Source organism: Sphingomonas crocodyli (assembly GCF_004005865.1).
Taxonomy (GTDB): Bacteria; Pseudomonadota; Alphaproteobacteria; order Sphingomonadales; family Sphingomonadaceae; genus Rhizorhabdus; species Rhizorhabdus crocodyli.
Map to the genome: position 1 here is coordinate 1,040,062 of NZ_SACN01000001.1, position 17,888 is coordinate 1,057,949.

A 17,888-nucleotide genomic window follows, 5' to 3' on the forward strand; every position below is an offset into this window, starting at 1 on the left:
TCTCTTATCGTCGGGTCAGTGGAGCAGGACGGGGATGGCCGACATGCCCCTTTGCTCCAGACCGCCGACGATCCTAGGCGGCGGCGCGGCCGGGTCCAGCCGCATATTCGGGAAACGGTTCATCAAAGCGTTGAGCGCGACGATCATCTCCTGCTTGGCGACGTTCATGCCCAGGCACTGATGGGGGCCGAGGCCGAAGCCGAGATGGTATTTCTTCTCGCGGAACAGGTCATAGACGTCCGGATTGTCCCAGCGACTGGGATCGCGATTGGCGGAGCCCAGGCACATGTCGATCCGCACGCCCGCGGGCACGGGCACGCCGTCGACCACCGCATCCTCGGTCATCAGGCGCGGGAAGACCGGATCGGTCGGCATCCAGCGCGCCGATTCCTCGATCGCCGCCTCGATCAGGCTGCGATCGTCGCGGCATGCCTCCCAGAAGCGATAGTCGTTGAGCAAGGCGTAGAGGGTGATGCCCAATTGCCGCCACGTCGTGCCCCCGCCCGCGAGGATGACGAGGCGGCAGAAGCCGATAATCTCCTCATCGCTCAGCTTGCGGGTGCCGCCGTCGGCCAGCTTGAAATCATTGTGGATCAGGCCGGTGATGACGTCGTCACCCGGTTCGGCGCGGCGCAGCGTGATCAGATCGCCCAGCATCCGGCCGACCTCGATATGCGAGGCATATTGCTCCTCGCGCGTCACCTTGCGGACGCCGGTGGCCTTGAGCAGGTGATCGCGGAAGACGAGCGCCATGCGCCCCTCCATCCCGATCCCGCGCGTGACGACGTTGACGGGCAGGCGCGCGCACAGCTCGATATTGAGTTCGGCGGTGTCGCGCCCGTCGAGCCGCTGCATCAGTTGCTCGACGATCTCGTCGATCCAGTTCGGCCCCCACCAGTTCATCGCGCGGGGCTTCAGGAACATCGACTGGGCGACCGCGCGGGTGCGGCGATGCTCGTCGCCGGTCATCGCCAGGATCACCGGCCCCATGCTGCGCACGCCCGGCGTCTCCAGATAGCCGGCCGACGAGAAGGTCAGGTTCTCGCGCAGCGCCCGATCGCAGGCGGCGAAGGAGAGCAGGGTATAGCTGTCGCGCTCCACATCCCAATTGTTGATCGTATGCCCTTCGAGGTGGAGCAATTGCTGGAGCGACCCCGGCATCACCGGCGCGGCATCGCGCAGCGCGTTCATTGCCGGGACGATATCGACGTGGATCTCGTTGCCGATTTCCTTGGCTTCGTTCGAAACGTCGAACAGCTCGCGATAGAGCCGTTCCTCTTCCTCGACATCGATCATGGCGTCCTCTCCCGCTCGTTCGGGGGCAGAGCTATGCCCGTTGTACAGGATGGTCAACAATATTGTCGACAATCTGAAGTGGGCTTCTACGATGGGCGGCGAGCGGTTAGGACGAGGCGGTGGACGGACAGGCGAACAAGAGCAGGATCGACGGCGCACTCGCGGCGCAGCGCGTCGTCGCGGGGGTGAAGGACGCGCTGGAGACGGGCGAGTTCGTGCCCGGCCAGCGGCTTATCGAGGCCGATCTGTGTCTGCGCTTCGGCGTGGGACGCAGCCATGTGCGCGAGGCGCTGCACCGGCTGGCATCGGAGAATATCGTCGAACTGTTTCCCAATCGCGGGGCGGCGGTGCGCAAGCTGACGCCCGAGCAAACGAACGACGCGGTCGAGCTGATATCGCTGCTGATCGGCCACACCGCGCGGCTGGCGGCCGAACGCGCGACCGACGAGACGGCGCGGCGATCGCTGCGCCAGGCGGCCGACGGGATCGATCTGGCCGAAACCGGGATCGATCTGCTGCGCGCGCGTCGTGCGGTCCATCATGCGCTGGTCGCGGTGGCGCGGAACGACGAACTCGGCCGCATCCTCAATTCGCTGCAATATCATGTCCTGCAGGTGCAGGTGCTGCTGCCCCGCCTGCATGACGAGATGAACAACGATCTGAAGGCGATCGTCGCCGCCGTGCTGGCAGGTGAAGCCGATCAGGCCGAGGCGCTGGCCCGCGCGCACATCCGCAAGATGAGCCCCACCCATAAGAGCTGATCGCGGCTTCCGGCATCGCGGAAGCCGGGAGGCGGGCGTGGGCGGCTTGGCAGGCGCGCCCTATCGATCGGGCATCTTAGGGAGGATTCCATGAAGGCACTGGTTTTCGAAGGCGCCAACAAGGTCGCGCTGCGCAACGATGTCGAGGTGCGCGAGCCGGGCGAGGGCGAGGTGCTGATCAAGATCGCCGCCAGCGGCCTGTGCCACAGCGACGTCAGCGTCGTGAACGGCACGATCAACTGGCCGTCGCCTTCGGTGCTGGGCCATGAGGGCGCGGGCGTTATCGAAAAGGTCGGCACCGGCGTCGTCGATCTGGTGCCGGGCGATCATGTCATCATCCACACACTCGCCAATTGCGGCCGCTGTGCGCAGTGCAATTCGGGCTTCCCGACCCGCTGCCGCCGCACGCTAGGCAATCGCACCGAGCCTTTCTCGGTCGAGGGCAAGCCCGTCGGCAATTTCGCGGCCACCTCCACCTTCGCCGAATATACGATCGTGAAGCAGGGTCAGGCGGTGAAGATCGACAAGAACATCCCGCTCGACGTCGCCTGCGTGGTCGCGTGCGGCGTGCTGACCGGCGTGGGATCGGTGATCAACCGTGCCGATGTCCGTGCTGGCGAGACGGCGGTGGTGTTCGGGATCGGTGGCGTCGGGCTGAACGTGATCCAGGGCCTGCGTCTGGCGGGTGCTTCCAAGATCATCGCGGTCGATCTGCTGCCGTCGCGCGAGAAGATGGCGCGCGAATTCGGCGCGACCGACTTCATCGATGCGTCGCAGGGCGGGGTGGTCGAGAAGATCCGCGAGATGACCGCCGATCCGATCGCGCCGATCGCGAGCGGGGTCGACTGGTCGTTCGAATGTGTCGGCAACAAGCATGTGCTGCGCGATGCGATCGCGGTTCTGGGCTGGGGCGGCAATTGCATCATCGTCGGCACGGCGGCGGCCGATGCGACGATCGAATTCCCGATCATGCCGATGAGCCTGGTCGACAAGGGCGTGATGGGCGCGCGCTACGGCCGTTCGCAGCCGAACCGCGACATTCCCCGCATGGTCGCGCTCTATTCGAAGGGGCAGCTCATGCTCGATGAGCTCGTGACCAAGCGGTACAAGATCGAGGACTATGAGCAGGCGTTCCACGATCTCGAGGAAGGCAAGCTCGCGCGCGGGGTGTTCGTGTTTTGAGACTGAGGGGGAGGGGGCTGCGGCCCTCTCCCCACTATCGTCACCCCGGATCAAGTCCGGGGTGACGCGTTTATGGCAAGGCCTCAGAGCGTCTTCTTCACCGCGACGATGCGGGGGTCGAAGATGTTGCTGGCGTTCCAGCCGCCGTCGACCAGCACCGCAGACCCCGTCGTGTAGCTCGACATGTCCGAGGCGAGGAACAGCACGGCCTTGCCGATCTCGTCGGTGGTGCCCGAACGGCCGATCGGCAGCGGGCTCTTGTCGAGGATTTCGCGCATCGAATCGTTATCGGGCAGGCGCGGGGTGGCGATCGATCCGGGTACGACCGTGTTCACGCGGATGCCCTGGCGGCCCCATTCGTCGGCCATCGACTTGACCAGGCTGATCAGACCCGCCTTCGCCGCGCCATAAGCGGCGTGGAAGGGCGAACCCATGATCCCGTCCATCGATGCGATGCAGACGATCCGGCCGTCGACGCCGCGATCGATCATCGACTTCGCCGCCGTGGTCGCGGTGACATAGGCGTAGCGCAGATTGCGGTTCTGATCGAAGTCCCACTCTTCGTCGGTGAGGTCGAACAAAGGCTTGAAGATCGCCTGGCCGACGATGGTGACGAGGACGTCGAGGCCACCCAGAGCCTCCTCCGCACGCTTGATCGCGTCGCGGGCCGATGCGGCGTCGAGCATGTCGGCGACGATCGGAATGCCCTTGCGGCCGCGCTTGGTGACTTCATCGGCGCCGTGCTGGGCGCGGCCTTCATCGACGTCGAGCACCGCGACGTCGCAGCCGGCTTCGGCCAGGAAGTTTGCGCTGCTTTCGCCCATGCCGCGGCCACCGCCGACGACGATCGCCTTCTTGCCTTCGAGACCGAAAATCGCTGCGGCCATGATACCCCTCCTTGTGGTGTCTTCGAATGTCAGGCGGCCGCCGCGTCCTCGAACAGCGCACGCACGTCGCGCAGGCTGGGCTTGAGCGACGGGGTGCGCGGCAGCGCATCGACGATGCGGATCTGCGTGGGCACGTAAGTGGGCGCCAGCGCGTTGCGGACATAGTCCGAAAGCTCGGCCGGCGTGGTCGTCTGGCCGTTCTTCAGCTCGACCGCCGCGACCGGCACCGCGCCCAGCCGCGCATCGGGCAGGCCGACGACCGACGCATCGGCGATGGCGGGGTGCGAACGCAGCACCTCGATGATCTTTTCAGGCAGGATCTTGAAGCCGCCGCGCGTGATCGCGCCGTCGCTGCGCCCCTTGTGGAAGACGTAGCCGTCGGGATCGATCGCGACGAGATCGGTGGTGCGCACCCAATCGGGGCGGATCTGCGGGCAGAAGACCTCCATCACGCCCGTCTCGCCGGTGGGCAGGATCGCGCCGGTATCGACATCGGCGACGCGCAGCTCGATCCCCGGCATCGCGGTGCCGATGCTGCCGCGCTTCGAATTGCCGACCTCGGCGCGCATCGCGGGGGTCCAGCGGATGATCGTGCCGCAGAATTCGGTCGCGCCCATCGCCCAGTAGATCGGGATGCCGAACTTCGCCTCGAACTGATCCTGAATATCGGGATCGAGATGCGCGGAGCCGCCGAAGATGCCCTTCACGCTCGAAAGATCCTTGGGATCGAACTCACCGTTCAGCAGCATGGTGACCGCGGTGGGCGAGAGGCCGAGGCTGGGCGGCTGGTGCCGCTTCACCGCGTCGACGAATTCGGGGACGCTGAAGCGATCGAGCAGGACCAGCGGGGTTCCGGTCGCCGCGCTGCCAGCGAACAGGCAGAGGCCGCCGACGCCCGAGAGCGGCCACACGCTGATCTGGACCGGCTGCTCGCCCTCGGTCTCCGCACCCGGCGCGCTGAGCGCGGCGCGATCGAGGATGCGCGCGGGCATCGGGATGCGCTTGGGCGCGCCGGTCGTGCCGCTCGACAGCACTTCGACGGCGGCGTCCTCGAAGCTCAGGGCCGCGTCGAGGATGTCGGCGGGGACGTCCGATTTGCCTTCGAGGCGGGGGGCCTTGTCGATCCCGTCGAGGATGATGCCGGCCGCGCCGATTTCGGCGGCGACGTCGCTCACCTTCGCCCAATCGTCGACATCGGCGATGATCGCGACGGGGCGCAGATCGCGCAGCGTCTCGGCCATCTGCACGGGGGCGGCGATCGGATAGATGAAGCTGGCCGCGCGGCGGTGCGCGAGCAGGCCGGTGAGCGCCGCGGCATGGGCGGCGCGGTTGTGGATGATGAAGGCGATGCGGCCCTTGCGCGATGCGCCGGCAGCCTCCAGCGCGGCCTCGATCTTGTCGCCGAAGGCGCCGACCTCGCCCCAGCTGGACCAGATGCCGCGATATTCGATGCCGCGGCCATCGGCGCGCGTCGCGAGGACGTTGCGGATATTCTCGATAAATTGCTCGGTCATCTCAGTCTCGCCAGCCCGCTGTCATGTCGCACCATATGGGTGCCCTTCGTCGCCTGTGCAGCCGAGGGCAAGCAACCCCCAGATGGGTTCCACGCTGACGGAAGGTCATGCGGCGACGACCAGCTCGCCGCGATCCTGCGCCGCGCGCAGCTTGCGCATCGCCAGCGTCCAGTGGACCATCGCCCACACCATCAAAGCGGCGGTGATCGTCATCGCCCAGCGCAGCCCTTCGGCCTCGCTGCCCAGCCGCTTCGACAGGATGTCGCTGAGGATGCCGGTGAACATCGGGCCGGCGGCCATGCCGACGACGTTGGCGATGATCATGTAGATCGCGCTCGCCGTCGCGCGGATGCGGACGGGGGCGAGGTTCTGGACCAACGCGATCGACGGCGCGCTCCACACATAGGTCATCGAAATCGGGATGATCGAGACCCAGAGGGCGGTCGTGCCGTCGGCGATGAACAGGGTGATGATGAAGGTGGGGATGGTGAGGCCCAGCGCCACGATCGGGATCGGCAGCATCGCATACATGCCCTTCGCGCCGAACTTGGTCGCCTGCCACCCGCCCAGCGAGGTGCCGAGCAGGCCCGCAATGCCAGTGACGATGCCGAGACCGATGCCCGCCTCCTGCAGGGTCAGGCCGTGCGCGCGGATCAGGAAGGACGGCGTCCAGGCGAGCATGCCGGTGCTGACCAGCGCCGACGTGCCCGTCGCCAGCAGCACCTGCACATAGGCCGGGCGGCGGACGAGGATCTTCATCGCGGCGATCAGCCCTTCGGGGCCGTCCGCCGTCGCGATCGGATGATGTTCGCTGGCGCCGCGTTCGGGCTCGCGCGCGACGAGATAGTAGATCAACGCGACGAACAGGCCCGGCAGGCCGACGATGAACAAGGCGACGCGCCAGTTATACCATTGCGCGACGGTGCCGCCGACCGACAGGCCCAGCATGATACCCAGCGGGATGCCGAGCGCGAGCACTGCCATCGCGAAGGGGCGACGGCGTTCGGGGAACATGTCCGACAGCAGCGAGTGCGAGGCGGGAGCAAAGCCGGCCTCCGCAACGCCCACGCCCATGCGGCCGATCACGAACTGGACGAAGCTCTGGCTCAGCCCGCACAGCGCCGTCAGCAGGCTCCACAGGGCGGTGATCGATGCGATCAGCTTCACGCGGTTCACCCCGCGATCGATCCAGCGCGCGATCGGCAGGCTGGCGGCGGTGTAGAACAGGCTGATCGCAGCGCCCGTCAGCACGCCCAGCTGCCAGTCGGCCAGCCCGAACTCATGCTTGATCGGTTCCTGCAGGATCGTGATGATCTGCCGGTCGATATAGTTGAGGACGTAGATCAGCGTCATCAGGCCGAGCATGAAGCCCGCGCGCTTGGTGCTCATCGGGGCTTTGGCGATTCCGTGCATCATGCGCCTCCAGCGCGCTTCAATATGCCGTCGAAGGCGAAAACCGATTGGCCGTCCACGGTCACGAGTCCCCGCAGGAAGCTCATGCTGCGCGTTCGCCGCGTCAACTCCCCTTTGGCGGTCAGCACCGCGTCGTCGGGGACCGAGCCGAGATAGTCACCGCGCAAAGAGACGGTGACGGTGTGGGGATCGCCGAGCGCGCCGGCGAAGGCGAAGAGGCAATAATCGGCGAAGGTCATCATCGCCCCGCCGTGAAAGGCGCCGCCGCCGTTCAGATGGCGCGGCTCGACCCGCATCGCGCAGGTGATCGCGCCGTCATCGGCGACGCGGTGGTAGAAGGGGCCGGTGCCGTCGGCGAAGGGATCCCCCCGGCCGCTCGACCATCCGGCCCATTCGCCTTGGTCTATCGTGACTTCATGAGGCGGCATTACGGATTGGTATATTGGCCGCCATTGACCATCAGCAGCGCGCCGGTGACCGGGGCGGCCCATTCGGACAGGCAGAAGACCACCGATCGCGCGCATTCCTCATCGGTCGGCATCCGGCCGATCGGGATCATCGCGTTCAGCTCGGCATTCCACTGCTCGGGCGTCTTGCCGCGGGCCTTGGCGCGATCGTCGAAGCCGTGGCGCATCGGTTCGCCATCCATCCAGCCCATGAGCGTGCCGTTCAGGCGGATGCCGCGCCCGCCCAGCTCGGTCGCTAGCTGGCGGGTCGCCATGTCGAGCGCGGCCTTGGGGATGCCATAGCCGCCCAGACCCACGGTCGGGATGCGGGTGCTGAGCGTCGAGACGTTGACGACCGCGCCCTTCGACTTTTCGAGGTGAGGGATCGCGGCCTGGATGAGTTCGAGCGCACCCCAGAAGGTGACGTCGAACGCCTTGCGCCACGCCTGCAGATCGGACTCGGCGAAGAGGCCGACTTCGTGGCGATAGGCGCTGTTGACCAGACCATCGATGCCGCCGAAGCGATCGACCGCCGCCTGGATCAGCGCCTTGCACGCCGCGACGTCGGCGACGTCGGTGGGGACCGCGATCGCCTCGGCCCCCAGCGCCTGAACCTCAGCCAGGACCTTGTTCAGGAACTCGGCCGATCGCGCGCCGAGGACGAGCTTCGCCCCCTGCTCGGCGCACAGTTTCGCCAGCTGCTGCCCCATGCCGGGGCCGACGCCGCTGATGACGACGACTTTGCCGTCGAGCAGAGGGCCGACCTTCACAGCTGATCCGTATAGGTATCGGTGCCCGGAATGGTGGACAGGAAGGGCGACGCGAAGCTGACGCGGCCGAGGCCGGCATCGGCGAACGCCTTGCCCAGCGGCGCATAACGCTCCGCCCACACTTCGCGCGGATCCTCGATCGAGAAATAGACGAGGACGACATGCTCGTTCGAACCGACCGGCACGTCCTTGGGGCTGTCGCCCAGCAGCGGCAGCGGATCGGCCATCAGCGCGACGTCGCCGGGGCACGGATTGGCGGCGAGGAATTCGCGGACCTTGTCGACGGTCACGTCCTCGGCCAGTTCGAGCTTGAGCGTCGCGATGCCCGCATAATGGCGGTCGAGCGCGAGTTCGAGCGGCATCGTGCTGCCCGGCGCATTGAACTCGCCCGCATAGCGATAGAGGCCGGTGTGGACGTGATCGCGCTCCAGGAACATGCGGCCGTTGGCGTGCAGATAATTGACCTGCTTGGTCGCCCAGGTGTTCCAGTCGTCATGATGCTCGTCGAGCACCCAGTAGATCGCGATATAGCTGCCCTTGGTGGGATCGATATCGCCCGGCTGGCCGCCGCCGTAGCGCAGCGCCTTGCAATCCTTGGTCGCAACGTAACGCCCGCCCGCGAACTGATATTCGCCGATCATGCAGCCGCTGTAGAAATGGTCGCGCTCGTACCAGCGGTTATAGGCGACTTCGTAGCCGGCGCGCGGGTTCACGATGGTATAGAGCAGCGACCCCACCCGGATCGGCCGATCCGCGCGCGGCAGATCCGCCCGGCTGTAACGATCTTCACTTGCACCCATCGTCCCGCTCCCATTTTGGCAATTTATACCGCTGGGTAGCGATCCCGCGGATCGGCCGAAATGCGCGGTGCGAGGGCTTCCGGCGATACGGAACCCGAAGGGGCGTCAGTAAGCGCCGTTACGAACAGGAAGAGTGCGAACCAACAATCTGACGTCACCCCGGACTTGATCCGGGGTCCAGCTGCCTTGTCCGTCGTCGAGGAAGAAAGAAGAAGCTGGACCCCGGATCAAGTCCGGGGTGACGGTTAGGGGACGTGGGGCTTAGCGCCCCAGAAACACCGGTGCCCGGCGCTCCATGAAGGCGGCCGCTGCTTCCTTGCCGTCGTGGGACATGCTGGCGGCGACGTTAGTGACGGCTTCGTTCGCGATCAGATCGGTGTAGCTGGCCGTCTCGGCGGTGATCAGGTTCCGCTTGATGCCCGCAAAAGCCATCGTCGGGCCGGCGGCCATCTTGGCGGCGAGGTCGGCGACGTGGGCGTCGAGTTCGGCATCGTCGACCACGCGGGTCGCGAGGTTCATCGTGAGCGCGGTCTGGGCGTCGATCTTCTCGTCGAGCAAATAGAGCGCGCGGGCGGCGGCGGGGCCGACGATCTTGGTGATCAGGTAGCTGCCCCCCGGATCGCCGCAGCGCCCGGCCGAGACGAAGCCGCCCCGGAACATCACCGTGTTCGACACGATCCGCAGATCACAGGCAGCCGCAAGGATCAGCCCGCTGCCGACGACCGGGCCGCGCAGCGATGCGATCACCGGCTTCCCCATGCCGCGGATCAGCGCGAAGATTTCGGCGTCGCGGATCAGCTTGGCGGCGAGCATGTCGAGCCGGATCGGCGCGTCGGGCGCATCGTCCGACGCGCGCAATTCCCACGCGGCGGCGTCGACGCCGCTGAGATCATGCCCCGCGCAGAAGCCGCGCCCTGCGCCGGTGATGACGACCGCGCGGATCGCCGCGTCGAGGTTCGCGCGTTCGAGCTGCTCGCGCAGGCCATCGATCATCTGGCTGGTCATTGCATTCAGCCGGTCGGGCCGGTTGAGCGTGAGCGTCAGCACGCCCTTGTCGAGCGTGTGGAGAAGCGGCGTCTCGCTCATGCCTTCTTCAGCTCCTCAAGGCCCATCAGGACCATATAGTCGTTCTGGACGAGCGCGCTGGCATGGCCGAGCTGGTGGATGTCGAAGCACGCCTGGAGCGCCGATTGCTGCCCCATGATGTCGGTGGTGACGTTGACGGCGCGCTTGGCCATTGCGAGCGCGTGGGGCGGCATCTTGGCGATTTGCTGCGCGAGCTTATCGACTTCGGCCCACAGCTGATCGGCGGCAACGACGCGGTTGACCATGCCCAGCTTCTCGGCGGTCGCGGCGTCGATCGCGCCTGCGGTGAACAGCATCTCCTTCGCCTTGCGCGCGCCCAGTTCCCAGGTGTGGGCGTGATATTCGACCCCGCCGATCCCCATGCGGACCACCGGATCGCTGAACTTGGCGTTATCGGCGGCGACGATCAGGTCGCACGGCCAGGCGAGCATCAGGCCGCCCGCAATGCACGCGCCCTGCACGGCGGCGATCGATGGCTTGGGCACATCCCGCCATTTGCGCGAGAAGCCCAGATAATGCTTCGCCTCCCAATTGTGCAGGTTGAGCAGGCCGGTCTTGCGGAAATCGCCGCTGATCTCGGCATAGCTCTTGGCGTTCGCCTCGCTCTGCGACAGATCGTGCCCAGCGGAGAAATGCGGGCCGTTGGCGCGCAGGACGATGACCTTCACCTCCTTGTCCTCGGCCGCCTTCGTCCACAGCGAGTCGAGCAGTTCGAGGAAGGGCTGATCCTGCGCGTTGCGCTGTTCGGGGCGATTGAGGGTGATCGTCGCGACCTTGTCTGCGACTTCGTAAAGAATGACGTCTTCCATGATCCTGCCCTCCAACTCCGTGGCCGCCTGATAGCCATGCCCGGCGGACGCCCGCACGGCCCGCGCCGTCGATTCCGGCCCTTCGGAATCCCGGCCGCTATTTTCGCTGTCGATCCTACCCCCAAACGGGGGCGGAAAAAGCGCGGATTATCGCGCCATATAGTTGCCGGGCTCGCGCCGACTCGGTTTGACGACCGATCTGGCGCGGATCATATTGGAGCGAGGTGAGGCACCAAAGAGTCGCCCGCCTTTAGGATGTGGGAGAGGGACATGGGTGAATGCACCGCCATCACCGCCCAGCGCCCGTTGGGTGCAGGCGACCGTGCCAGCGTGAAATCGGCGCTCCGCGCGCTTGATGTGATCGAATATTTCTCCGCCAACACAGCGCCCGCGCGCACCGTGGACGTCAGCGAGGCTTTGGGGATCCCCAACAGCAGCGCCGACGAAATCCTGCGCACGCTCGCCAAGCGCGGCTATCTCTGCTTCAACCGCACGACCAAGCGTTATGCGCCGTCCTACAAGATCGTCGGCACCGCCAATGCGATCGAGCAGGGCTTTTTCGGCGGCGATCGGCTGCGCAGCCTGATGACCAAGCTGCGCGACGAGACGGGCGCCACGGTGTGCCTGACCACGCAGAACGATTGCTGGATCGAAAGCGTCGCCGAAGTGCGCGGCGACTGGCAGGGGCATACCCAGCCGCTCGATTTCGAACGCGAGCTGATCTGCTACGGCGACGACGGCTGGCGCCCGGCGACCAACTTTTCGGGCGCTCTGCTCGCGTGGCACAGCAATGGCGAGATCATCGAACTCGCCGATCGTTCACGCGAGATCGGCATCGGCCCGCGTGCGCCGTCGCTGATGAAGGAACTGATCGACCGCGTCAGCCGCATCCGCGCGCGGGGCTTCGCCTTGTGCCAGCGCAACGACACAGTGCAGGTCGACTCGATCGCCTGCCCGCTGCGCGTGCCCAATGCGGTGACGCCCTTCGCGATCGGCATTCTCGGCCAGCACCTGTTCGATAATGAACGGGACAAGGCGAAGATGGTGTCGACCGTGCAGGCGGTGATCGGCGGGCGGGCCTGACCCTGATCTGATCTAACCTAATTCGTCACCCCGGACTTGATCCGGGGTCCCGCTTTTAGCCGAAGAAGGCAAAAGAAGCGGGACCCCGGGTCAAGCCCGGGGTGACGTTGTTCTGTGGCGGTGTCAGCTCGCCCGCGGCAATCCCAGCGCCTGTTCGGCGATGATCCCGCGGTGGACTTCGCTGGTGCCGCCGTAGATCGTCTGGCCGATCGCCTGGCGTTGCTTCTCCTCGATCTCCGCGAGCGCGGGGGTGGCGTGGAGGAGCGAGGCGGGGGCGGTGAGGGCGACGAGGTCGGCGCCGTCCTCGACGAAGATTTCGGTCGAGAACATCTTCGCCATCGGCCCGGTCCAGCGGGTCGCCTTGCCATTTTCGCCCGCCCAGGTCGCGCGGCGGCTCATCACGTCGGCGAGCGCCAGACGCGTCGCGGACTTGGCGAGGCGGGCGCGGGTCACGCGGTCGTCGATCGGCTTCGCGCCGTCCGCGCCCGGCGTCTTCGCCCAGTTCAGCGCCGCGTCGATCAGGCTGTAGTGGAAGACGTGATAGCCCTCACCGCCATGTTCGATCGACATGGCCGCCGCCATCACCTGCAGCCCGCCGTCGACCTCGCCCAGCCGATAGCGGTCGGGGATGCGGACATTGTCGTAGAAGGTGATGTTGGTGCGTTCGTCCTGCATCGTGTGGACCGGCTGGATATCGACGCCGGGCAGCGTCATCGGCACGAGGAAGATCGTCAGCCCGCGATGCTTGGTCTGCTGCGGATCGGTGCGCGCAAGCATCAGGACATAATCGGCCAGATGCGCGCCGGTGGTGAACATCTTCTGCCCGTTGATGATCCAGTCATCCCCGTCGCGATCGGCGCGGGTGCGGGCGGCATACATGTCCGAACCCGATTCCGGTTCGGTGAAGCCCAGACACGACAAAGCCTCGCCGCTGCGCAGGCGCGGCAGCACTTCGGCCTTCAGTTCGGGCGAACCGAACTTCATCGTCATGTACGCGCCCATATTGGTGATGCCGACGGGGATGCGGCCCCAGCGATATTCCTCGAACGCGCGGCCGAGTGCGGTGATCTCCAGCCCGCCCGCATCCTCGCCGCCGAACTCCTTCGGCCAGTCGGGGAAGAGCAGCCCGGCGGCGCCCAGTTTCTTGTGGAAATCGGGATCGTGGCCGTCGGTGCCGTGATGCGCCTTGGCGCGCAGTTCGGGCGTCATTTCCGCGTCGAAGAAGGCGCGGACGCGCGCGGCCAGCGCCTCGGCCTTCGCGCCGAAGCCGAAGTCGATCCCCGGATCGCCCGCATCGGGGAGGGCGGGGGTGACGCCGGCCCACAGGCGATCGCCCGCTTCGGCCAGTTGCAGTTCGGGATCGCCGCCGATCAGCGCGCGATGCTGGATCGCCGCGAAATAGAGGCTGATGTCATATTCGAGGCTGAGGCCGTAACCGCCGAAGGTGCGCAGCGCGCGGCGGACGGCGGTGCGCGCGGCGGTCGCCGTCCACCATGTCAGCATTGCGGGCAGGGCGGCGGCATCGTCGGTCTTCTGGGCGATCGACCAGATGGCGCGCCACAGCAGCAGGCGTGCGGCCTCCAGATCGGTGGCCGAGTTGGCGAGCGGATGCGCGATCGCCTGAAACGATCCGATCGGGCGGCCGAATTGCGATCGTTCGCGCGCATAATCCGACGCGAGTTCGAGCGAGCGGACCCCCGCACCGATCAGCCAGCTGGCGCGCAGCAGCCCGCGCTCGATCGTCGCGGCTTCGAAGGCGCGGACGGCCTCGGCCCCCTCGGCCAGCACCGTCTCCCCCGCGACGATGCGATCGCCGTCACGGCGCAGCAGGACGGCATCGTCGCCGCCCGCTTCATGCGCGCCGAGCAGGACGGGCGCCTTGTCCATCCCCTCCAGCAGCGCATCGGCGCCGATGGCCGCGAGCAGGCGGGCGGCGGCGATGCCATCCTCGATCGGAATCGGCGAAAGCTGGCGTCCGGCCTCCTCGCACAGCAGGGCCGCATCGAGCAGGCCGGCGTCGAGACCGCCCTTCGCCTCGGGCACGCGCACGCCCAGAAAGCCGAGATCGGCGGCGGCGCGCCACAATTTGGCGGAAAACCGTGCCGGTTCGATCGCGCGGACATGCGCCGGCCCCGCTTCGTCTTCAAAGAAGCGGCGCGCGGTTTCGCGCATCATGGTCTGCTGTTCGGTCAGATCGAGATTCATGCTATATCCTGGAAAATCGATCGGGCTTTCCCCGCCCGCGCCGCCCGCTGTCAAACGGCAGGCCGGGCAGTTCCGTGCTTGTGGAACCGGGCGTCGAAACGTGGATGGCGGGTGCCCGAGCATAATAGGGCGAACGGGTGACGTTGCGCTTTTTGCGCGCCCAGGGGCCTCACGGAGAGAACCGATGAATCGTATGCTTCCCTTCCCCGTCTATGACGCGGACAATCACTTTTACGAGCCGGAGGACGCGATCCTCCGCAACCTGCCGTCCAAGTGGCATGGCGAGCTGCAGTTCGTGGAGATCAAGGGCCGCAAGAAGCTCGCCATCGGCGGGCAGATCTCGCAATACATGCCCAACCCGACCTTCGAGCGCGTGGCCGCGCCGGGTTCGCACCTCGATTACTATAAGGGCAAGAACCCCGAAGGTAAGACGATCCGCGAAATGGGCGGCAAGCCGATCTCGCCGCCGGACAGCTTCCGCTACGGCAAGGATCGCATGAGCGTCCTCGACGAGCAGGGCGTGCACGCGGCGATGTTCTTCCCGACGTTGTTCTCGGCGATCGAGAACCGCATGTCGTACAACCACGATTTGCTGCACGACGCGCTCCACTCGCTGAACCTGTGGACCAGCGAGGAATGGGGCTTCGCGCGCGACAACCGCATGTTCGGCGTGCCGATCATCTCGCTGGCCGACATGAACCGCGCCACCGCCGAGCTGGACTGGATCCTGAAGCAGGGCGCGCGCACCGTGTGCATCCGCCCGTCCCCGGTGCCGGGCTATCGCGGTTCGCGGTCGATGGGCCTGCCGGAGTTCGATCCCTTCTGGGCGCGGATCAACGAGGCGAAGATCTTCGTGTCGATCCACGCGGCCGACACCGACTATAACAAGCTGATCGAGATGTGGACCGGCGGTGGCGAATGGCTGCCGTTCGAACCGAGCCCGCTGGTCGAATGCCTGCGCACGATCGACCGCGCGATTTCGGATACGCTGGCCGCGATCATCTGCGACGGCGTGTTCGATCGCTTCAAGGACGTCCGCGTCGTCAGCGTCGAAAATGGCGCGACCTGGGTGCCTTCGCTGCTGCAGACGCTCAACTACGTCCACAGCAAGATGCCGCAGAAGTTCAAGCGCCACCCGGTCGAGGCGTTCCACGAACATATCTTCATCGCGCCGTTCGCCGAGGACAATTTCCTCGAGCTGGCCAAGCATGTCGATACGAAGCGCATCCTGTTCGGCAGCGACTGGCCGCACCCTGAAGGCACGGCCACCCCGCTCGACTTCCTTGACGAACTCGAGGGGCTGAACATGGGCCAGGTCGAACAGATCATGAGCAGCAACCTCAAGGGTCTGCTCGAAGGCAAGCGCGACTAAGCGACGCCGGATCGAAGGAAACGGGCCGGGGCGTGACCATCACGTCCCGGCCTTTTTCGTGTCAGGCGGGTTGGCCGTAGAGCAACTGTGCGGCCGCGGCGCTCATCCCGCGATATTCGTGTCCGACATTGGGCACGGTGCGCAGCTGCCAGCCCAGACGCACGCCCATTGCCTTGGCCTGCCTCTCGCCCGCCGCGAAGAAGGTGCGGCCGCGTGAGAGGCGATCGATGCCGTAGCGATCGATCGTCGGGGTATGGAGCTGGATGCCGCCCGACTCCCCGTCATTGTCGGCCTCACCCAGCAGCAGGGTCAGCGGCGCGGCGAGGCCCGCCTTCAGCATATCGGGTGTCGCGCCGCTTCCCTGCAGCCCGATCGGCTGGGGCAAGGCGAGGTCCGGGATCGTGTAGAGACCGGCATTGGCCGCCACGATCCGCCGCGCCGCCGATTGCGGGCGGAACAGCGCGAGCCGGTGCAGGATCTGCCCGCCGGCGGAATGGCCGAACAGGTCGTAGCCGGTCTGGCGCGATCCGGTCGCGGTGCGCAGCAGGCCGAAGATCCGGTCGAAATCTGGGAAGATCCACTGGGTGGGATCGGGATTGGGATCGAAGCCGATATCCTCATCCTTCAGATAGACGACCGTGGGCGGGCGGCCATCGGGGCCGGGGCGCAGATTGGCGATGCGCAGATTCCTGATGACGCCGCCCATCTGATAGGCCGCGAAATCATAGCTGGCCTCCGGATAGCCAAGCGCGGCGACGAGCACGCCCTTGCGCTCCGCCACGTCGTGCCAGGCGTTGCGATAATCGGCGGCGTTGCGGCCGGCGCCGGGGATGGCGATCAGGATCGGCGAGTCCGGACCGAAGCGGGCGGGCCGGTGATAATGAACCTCGATCCGCTTCGCCTCGCGCCCCTTGCCGCCCGCGGCGAGGAACATGCCCTTGCCTTCGCCGATCGTCGCGGGTTCGAAGGGGGGCGATGCCGGTTGCGGGATCAGGGTCATGCCGCAGGCCGAGCAATGGCCGGGCGCGTCGAAGACCTTGCCCTCCGCCGGCGCGCCCATCGCGCATGAAGCGAGCGACAGGCCGACGATGCCGGCCGCAAATTGCCCGATGAACCGGCGCCGGCTGCACCGGCATCCTTCATGAACGCTGGCGTCTCTTTCGATCGTCATTCCTACCCACCCTCATTGCCTGATGAGGGGTTACGGGGCGGGGCGTGAAATCGGATGCAACGTGCTGGGCGAGATCAGCCCGGTTCGACCCAGTCGGCCTCAGCAACGCTCGCGTCGGCGCGCAGCTTCTTGCGGTAGTTGGTCGGCGACAGGCCGAAATGGCGGGTGAAGCTGCGCACGAAGGCGGCGTCGGACGAATAGCCGACTCGCGCGGCGATTTCCTTCGCCTTCATCCGCCCTTCGCCCAGCAGGCGCGCGGCAAGGTCCATCCGCAGCCGCGCGACCGAATCCATCGGGGTTTCGCCCCGGATCGCGCGGAACTTCGCCGCGAAGCCCGATCGCGACATGCCGACATGGCGCGCCAGCCGTTCGACCGACCAGGGGCGGCCGGGATCGGATCGCACCGCCTCCATCGCCTGCGCGACCGAGGCGGCATCGGCGTCGCCCGGATTGAGCAGCCCCGGATGCGCGATGAAGAAATTGCGCAGTTCGCGCACCAGCAGCAGTTCGGCATAGCGCGTCAGCGAGATCGAGGCGCCCTGTTCGCGCGACGTGTGGTGCAGCGCGCGTGAGGCATTGGCGGCGGCGGCCGGATCGGTGCGATAGGCGCGGGTGCCCAGCATCACCCCCGGCAACATGCGCAGCGGCGGGATGCTGGCGGGCCAATCGATCCGCAGCCGGCCAACCAGGATGACGGCCGCCGGAAGATCGCCGGGCTTGCCGACGTCGATCGCGGGAGGAATATCATTATCCTCGATCTCGTCGAAGCAGCGCATCGCCTCGATCGGGCCGCTGCCGATCCGCGCGACATGCGCGCTCCCCTGCGGCAGCAGCACGCAGCCGCCGGCGCCGACCTCGGTCGGCTCGCCATTGGCGACGCTGATCTGCAACGTGCCCCAGATGACGAAATAGACGGTCAAGTCGTCCGATGCCGGCAGGCTGAAACCGCCCGTCTGGCCGACGCGCACGCGCACCCATTGCGCACCGATCGAAATGACGTCGCGCAATATCCGCGAAAGATTGATCGGTGGCTGGGCCGATCCGGCCAACATGTCCACCCTTACCGCCTCGGCTGTTCGAACATGCGGCGATG

At 66.5% G+C, this 17,888-nt stretch carries 16 protein-coding genes; 4 read left to right on the forward strand and 12 right to left on the reverse strand.

Annotated elements, in window-relative coordinates; translation table 11 throughout:
• Positions 1-15: 15 nt before the first annotated feature.
• Complete coding sequence (locus tag EOD43_RS04795; RefSeq protein WP_127741576.1) at positions 16-1,296, reverse strand: cytochrome P450; 1,281 nt, start codon at positions 1,294-1,296, stop codon at positions 16-18.
• A 119-nt stretch (positions 1,297-1,415) separates the two neighbouring features.
• Here EOD43_RS04795 and EOD43_RS04800 point away from each other — a divergent pair, with 119 nt between their 5' ends.
• The gene (locus tag EOD43_RS04800; protein ID WP_127741578.1) at positions 1,416-2,057 is read left to right on the forward strand and encodes a GntR family transcriptional regulator; all 642 of its coding nucleotides are present in this window, start codon (positions 1,416-1,418) and stop codon (positions 2,055-2,057) included.
• Positions 2,058-2,147: 90 nt separating this feature from the next.
• Positions 2,148-3,239 (forward strand): Zn-dependent alcohol dehydrogenase, encoded by a 1,092-nt coding sequence (locus EOD43_RS04805; RefSeq protein ID WP_127741580.1) that lies wholly within the window; start codon positions 2,148-2,150, stop codon positions 3,237-3,239.
• Between the two features lie 83 nt (positions 3,240-3,322).
• On the opposite strand, the gene EOD43_RS04810 is transcribed toward EOD43_RS04805, so the two are convergent.
• The 8 genes from EOD43_RS04810 to EOD43_RS04840 all read right to left on the reverse strand — a co-directional run bounded on the left by EOD43_RS04810 (position 3,323) and on the right by EOD43_RS04840 (position 10,964).
• Complete coding sequence (locus tag EOD43_RS04810) at positions 3,323-4,126, reverse strand: SDR family NAD(P)-dependent oxidoreductase (protein WP_127741582.1); 804 nt, start codon at positions 4,124-4,126, stop codon at positions 3,323-3,325.
• Positions 4,127-4,155: 29 nt separating this feature from the next.
• A complete protein-coding gene (locus EOD43_RS04815) occupies positions 4,156-5,640 on the reverse strand; it encodes a class I adenylate-forming enzyme family protein (RefSeq protein WP_127741584.1) in 1,485 nt (494 codons plus the stop codon).
• A 105-nt stretch (positions 5,641-5,745) separates the two neighbouring features.
• On the reverse strand, positions 5,746-7,056 hold the full coding sequence (locus tag EOD43_RS04820; RefSeq protein ID WP_127741586.1) for a spinster family MFS transporter: 1,311 nt from the start codon (positions 7,054-7,056) through the stop codon (positions 5,746-5,748).
• Entirely contained in the window at positions 7,053-7,481 is a 429-nt protein-coding gene (locus tag EOD43_RS04825) for a PaaI family thioesterase (RefSeq protein WP_127741588.1), read from the reverse strand. The genes EOD43_RS04820 and EOD43_RS04825 overlap by 4 nt, the downstream gene beginning before the upstream one ends.
• Positions 7,481-8,269: an SDR family oxidoreductase gene (locus tag EOD43_RS23545; RefSeq protein WP_164857096.1), complete on the reverse strand. Its 789-nt coding sequence runs from the start codon at positions 8,267-8,269 to the stop codon at positions 7,481-7,483. The genes EOD43_RS04825 and EOD43_RS23545 overlap by 1 nt, the downstream gene beginning before the upstream one ends.
• Entirely contained in the window at positions 8,266-9,069 is an 804-nt protein-coding gene (locus EOD43_RS23550; protein ID WP_164857097.1) for a hypothetical protein, read from the reverse strand. The genes EOD43_RS23545 and EOD43_RS23550 overlap by 4 nt, the downstream gene beginning before the upstream one ends.
• Positions 9,070-9,330: 261 nt before the next feature.
• On the reverse strand, positions 9,331-10,155 hold the full coding sequence (locus tag EOD43_RS04835; protein WP_127741592.1) for an enoyl-CoA hydratase-related protein: 825 nt from the start codon (positions 10,153-10,155) through the stop codon (positions 9,331-9,333).
• A complete protein-coding gene (locus tag EOD43_RS04840) occupies positions 10,152-10,964 on the reverse strand; it encodes an enoyl-CoA hydratase (protein WP_127741594.1) in 813 nt (270 codons plus the stop codon). The genes EOD43_RS04835 and EOD43_RS04840 overlap by 4 nt, the downstream gene beginning before the upstream one ends.
• A 270-nt stretch (positions 10,965-11,234) precedes the next feature.
• On the opposite strand from EOD43_RS04840, the gene EOD43_RS04845 reads away from it, so the two are divergent.
• On the forward strand, positions 11,235-12,047 hold the full coding sequence (locus EOD43_RS04845; RefSeq protein WP_127741596.1) for an IclR family transcriptional regulator: 813 nt from the start codon (positions 11,235-11,237) through the stop codon (positions 12,045-12,047).
• A 123-nt stretch (positions 12,048-12,170) separates the two neighbouring features.
• On the opposite strand, the gene EOD43_RS04850 is transcribed toward EOD43_RS04845, so the two are convergent.
• A complete protein-coding gene (locus tag EOD43_RS04850; RefSeq protein ID WP_164857098.1) occupies positions 12,171-14,252 on the reverse strand; it encodes an acyl-CoA dehydrogenase family protein in 2,082 nt (693 codons plus the stop codon).
• A 184-nt stretch (positions 14,253-14,436) separates the two neighbouring features.
• Between EOD43_RS04850 and EOD43_RS04855 the strand changes: the two genes are divergently transcribed.
• Complete coding sequence (locus tag EOD43_RS04855; RefSeq protein ID WP_127741600.1) at positions 14,437-15,624, forward strand: amidohydrolase family protein; 1,188 nt, start codon at positions 14,437-14,439, stop codon at positions 15,622-15,624.
• Positions 15,625-15,685: 61 nt separating this feature from the next.
• Here EOD43_RS04855 and EOD43_RS04860 read toward each other — a convergent pair whose 3' ends face one another.
• Both EOD43_RS04860 and EOD43_RS04865 read right to left on the reverse strand, forming a co-directional pair.
• Positions 15,686-16,795 (reverse strand): heavy metal-binding domain-containing protein, encoded by a 1,110-nt coding sequence (locus tag EOD43_RS04860; RefSeq protein ID WP_127741602.1) that lies wholly within the window; start codon positions 16,793-16,795, stop codon positions 15,686-15,688.
• Positions 16,796-16,869: 74 nt separating this feature from the next.
• Complete coding sequence (locus tag EOD43_RS04865) at positions 16,870-17,847, reverse strand: AraC family transcriptional regulator (RefSeq protein ID WP_240653223.1); 978 nt, start codon at positions 17,845-17,847, stop codon at positions 16,870-16,872.
• Between the last annotated feature and the right edge of the window lie 41 nt (positions 17,848-17,888).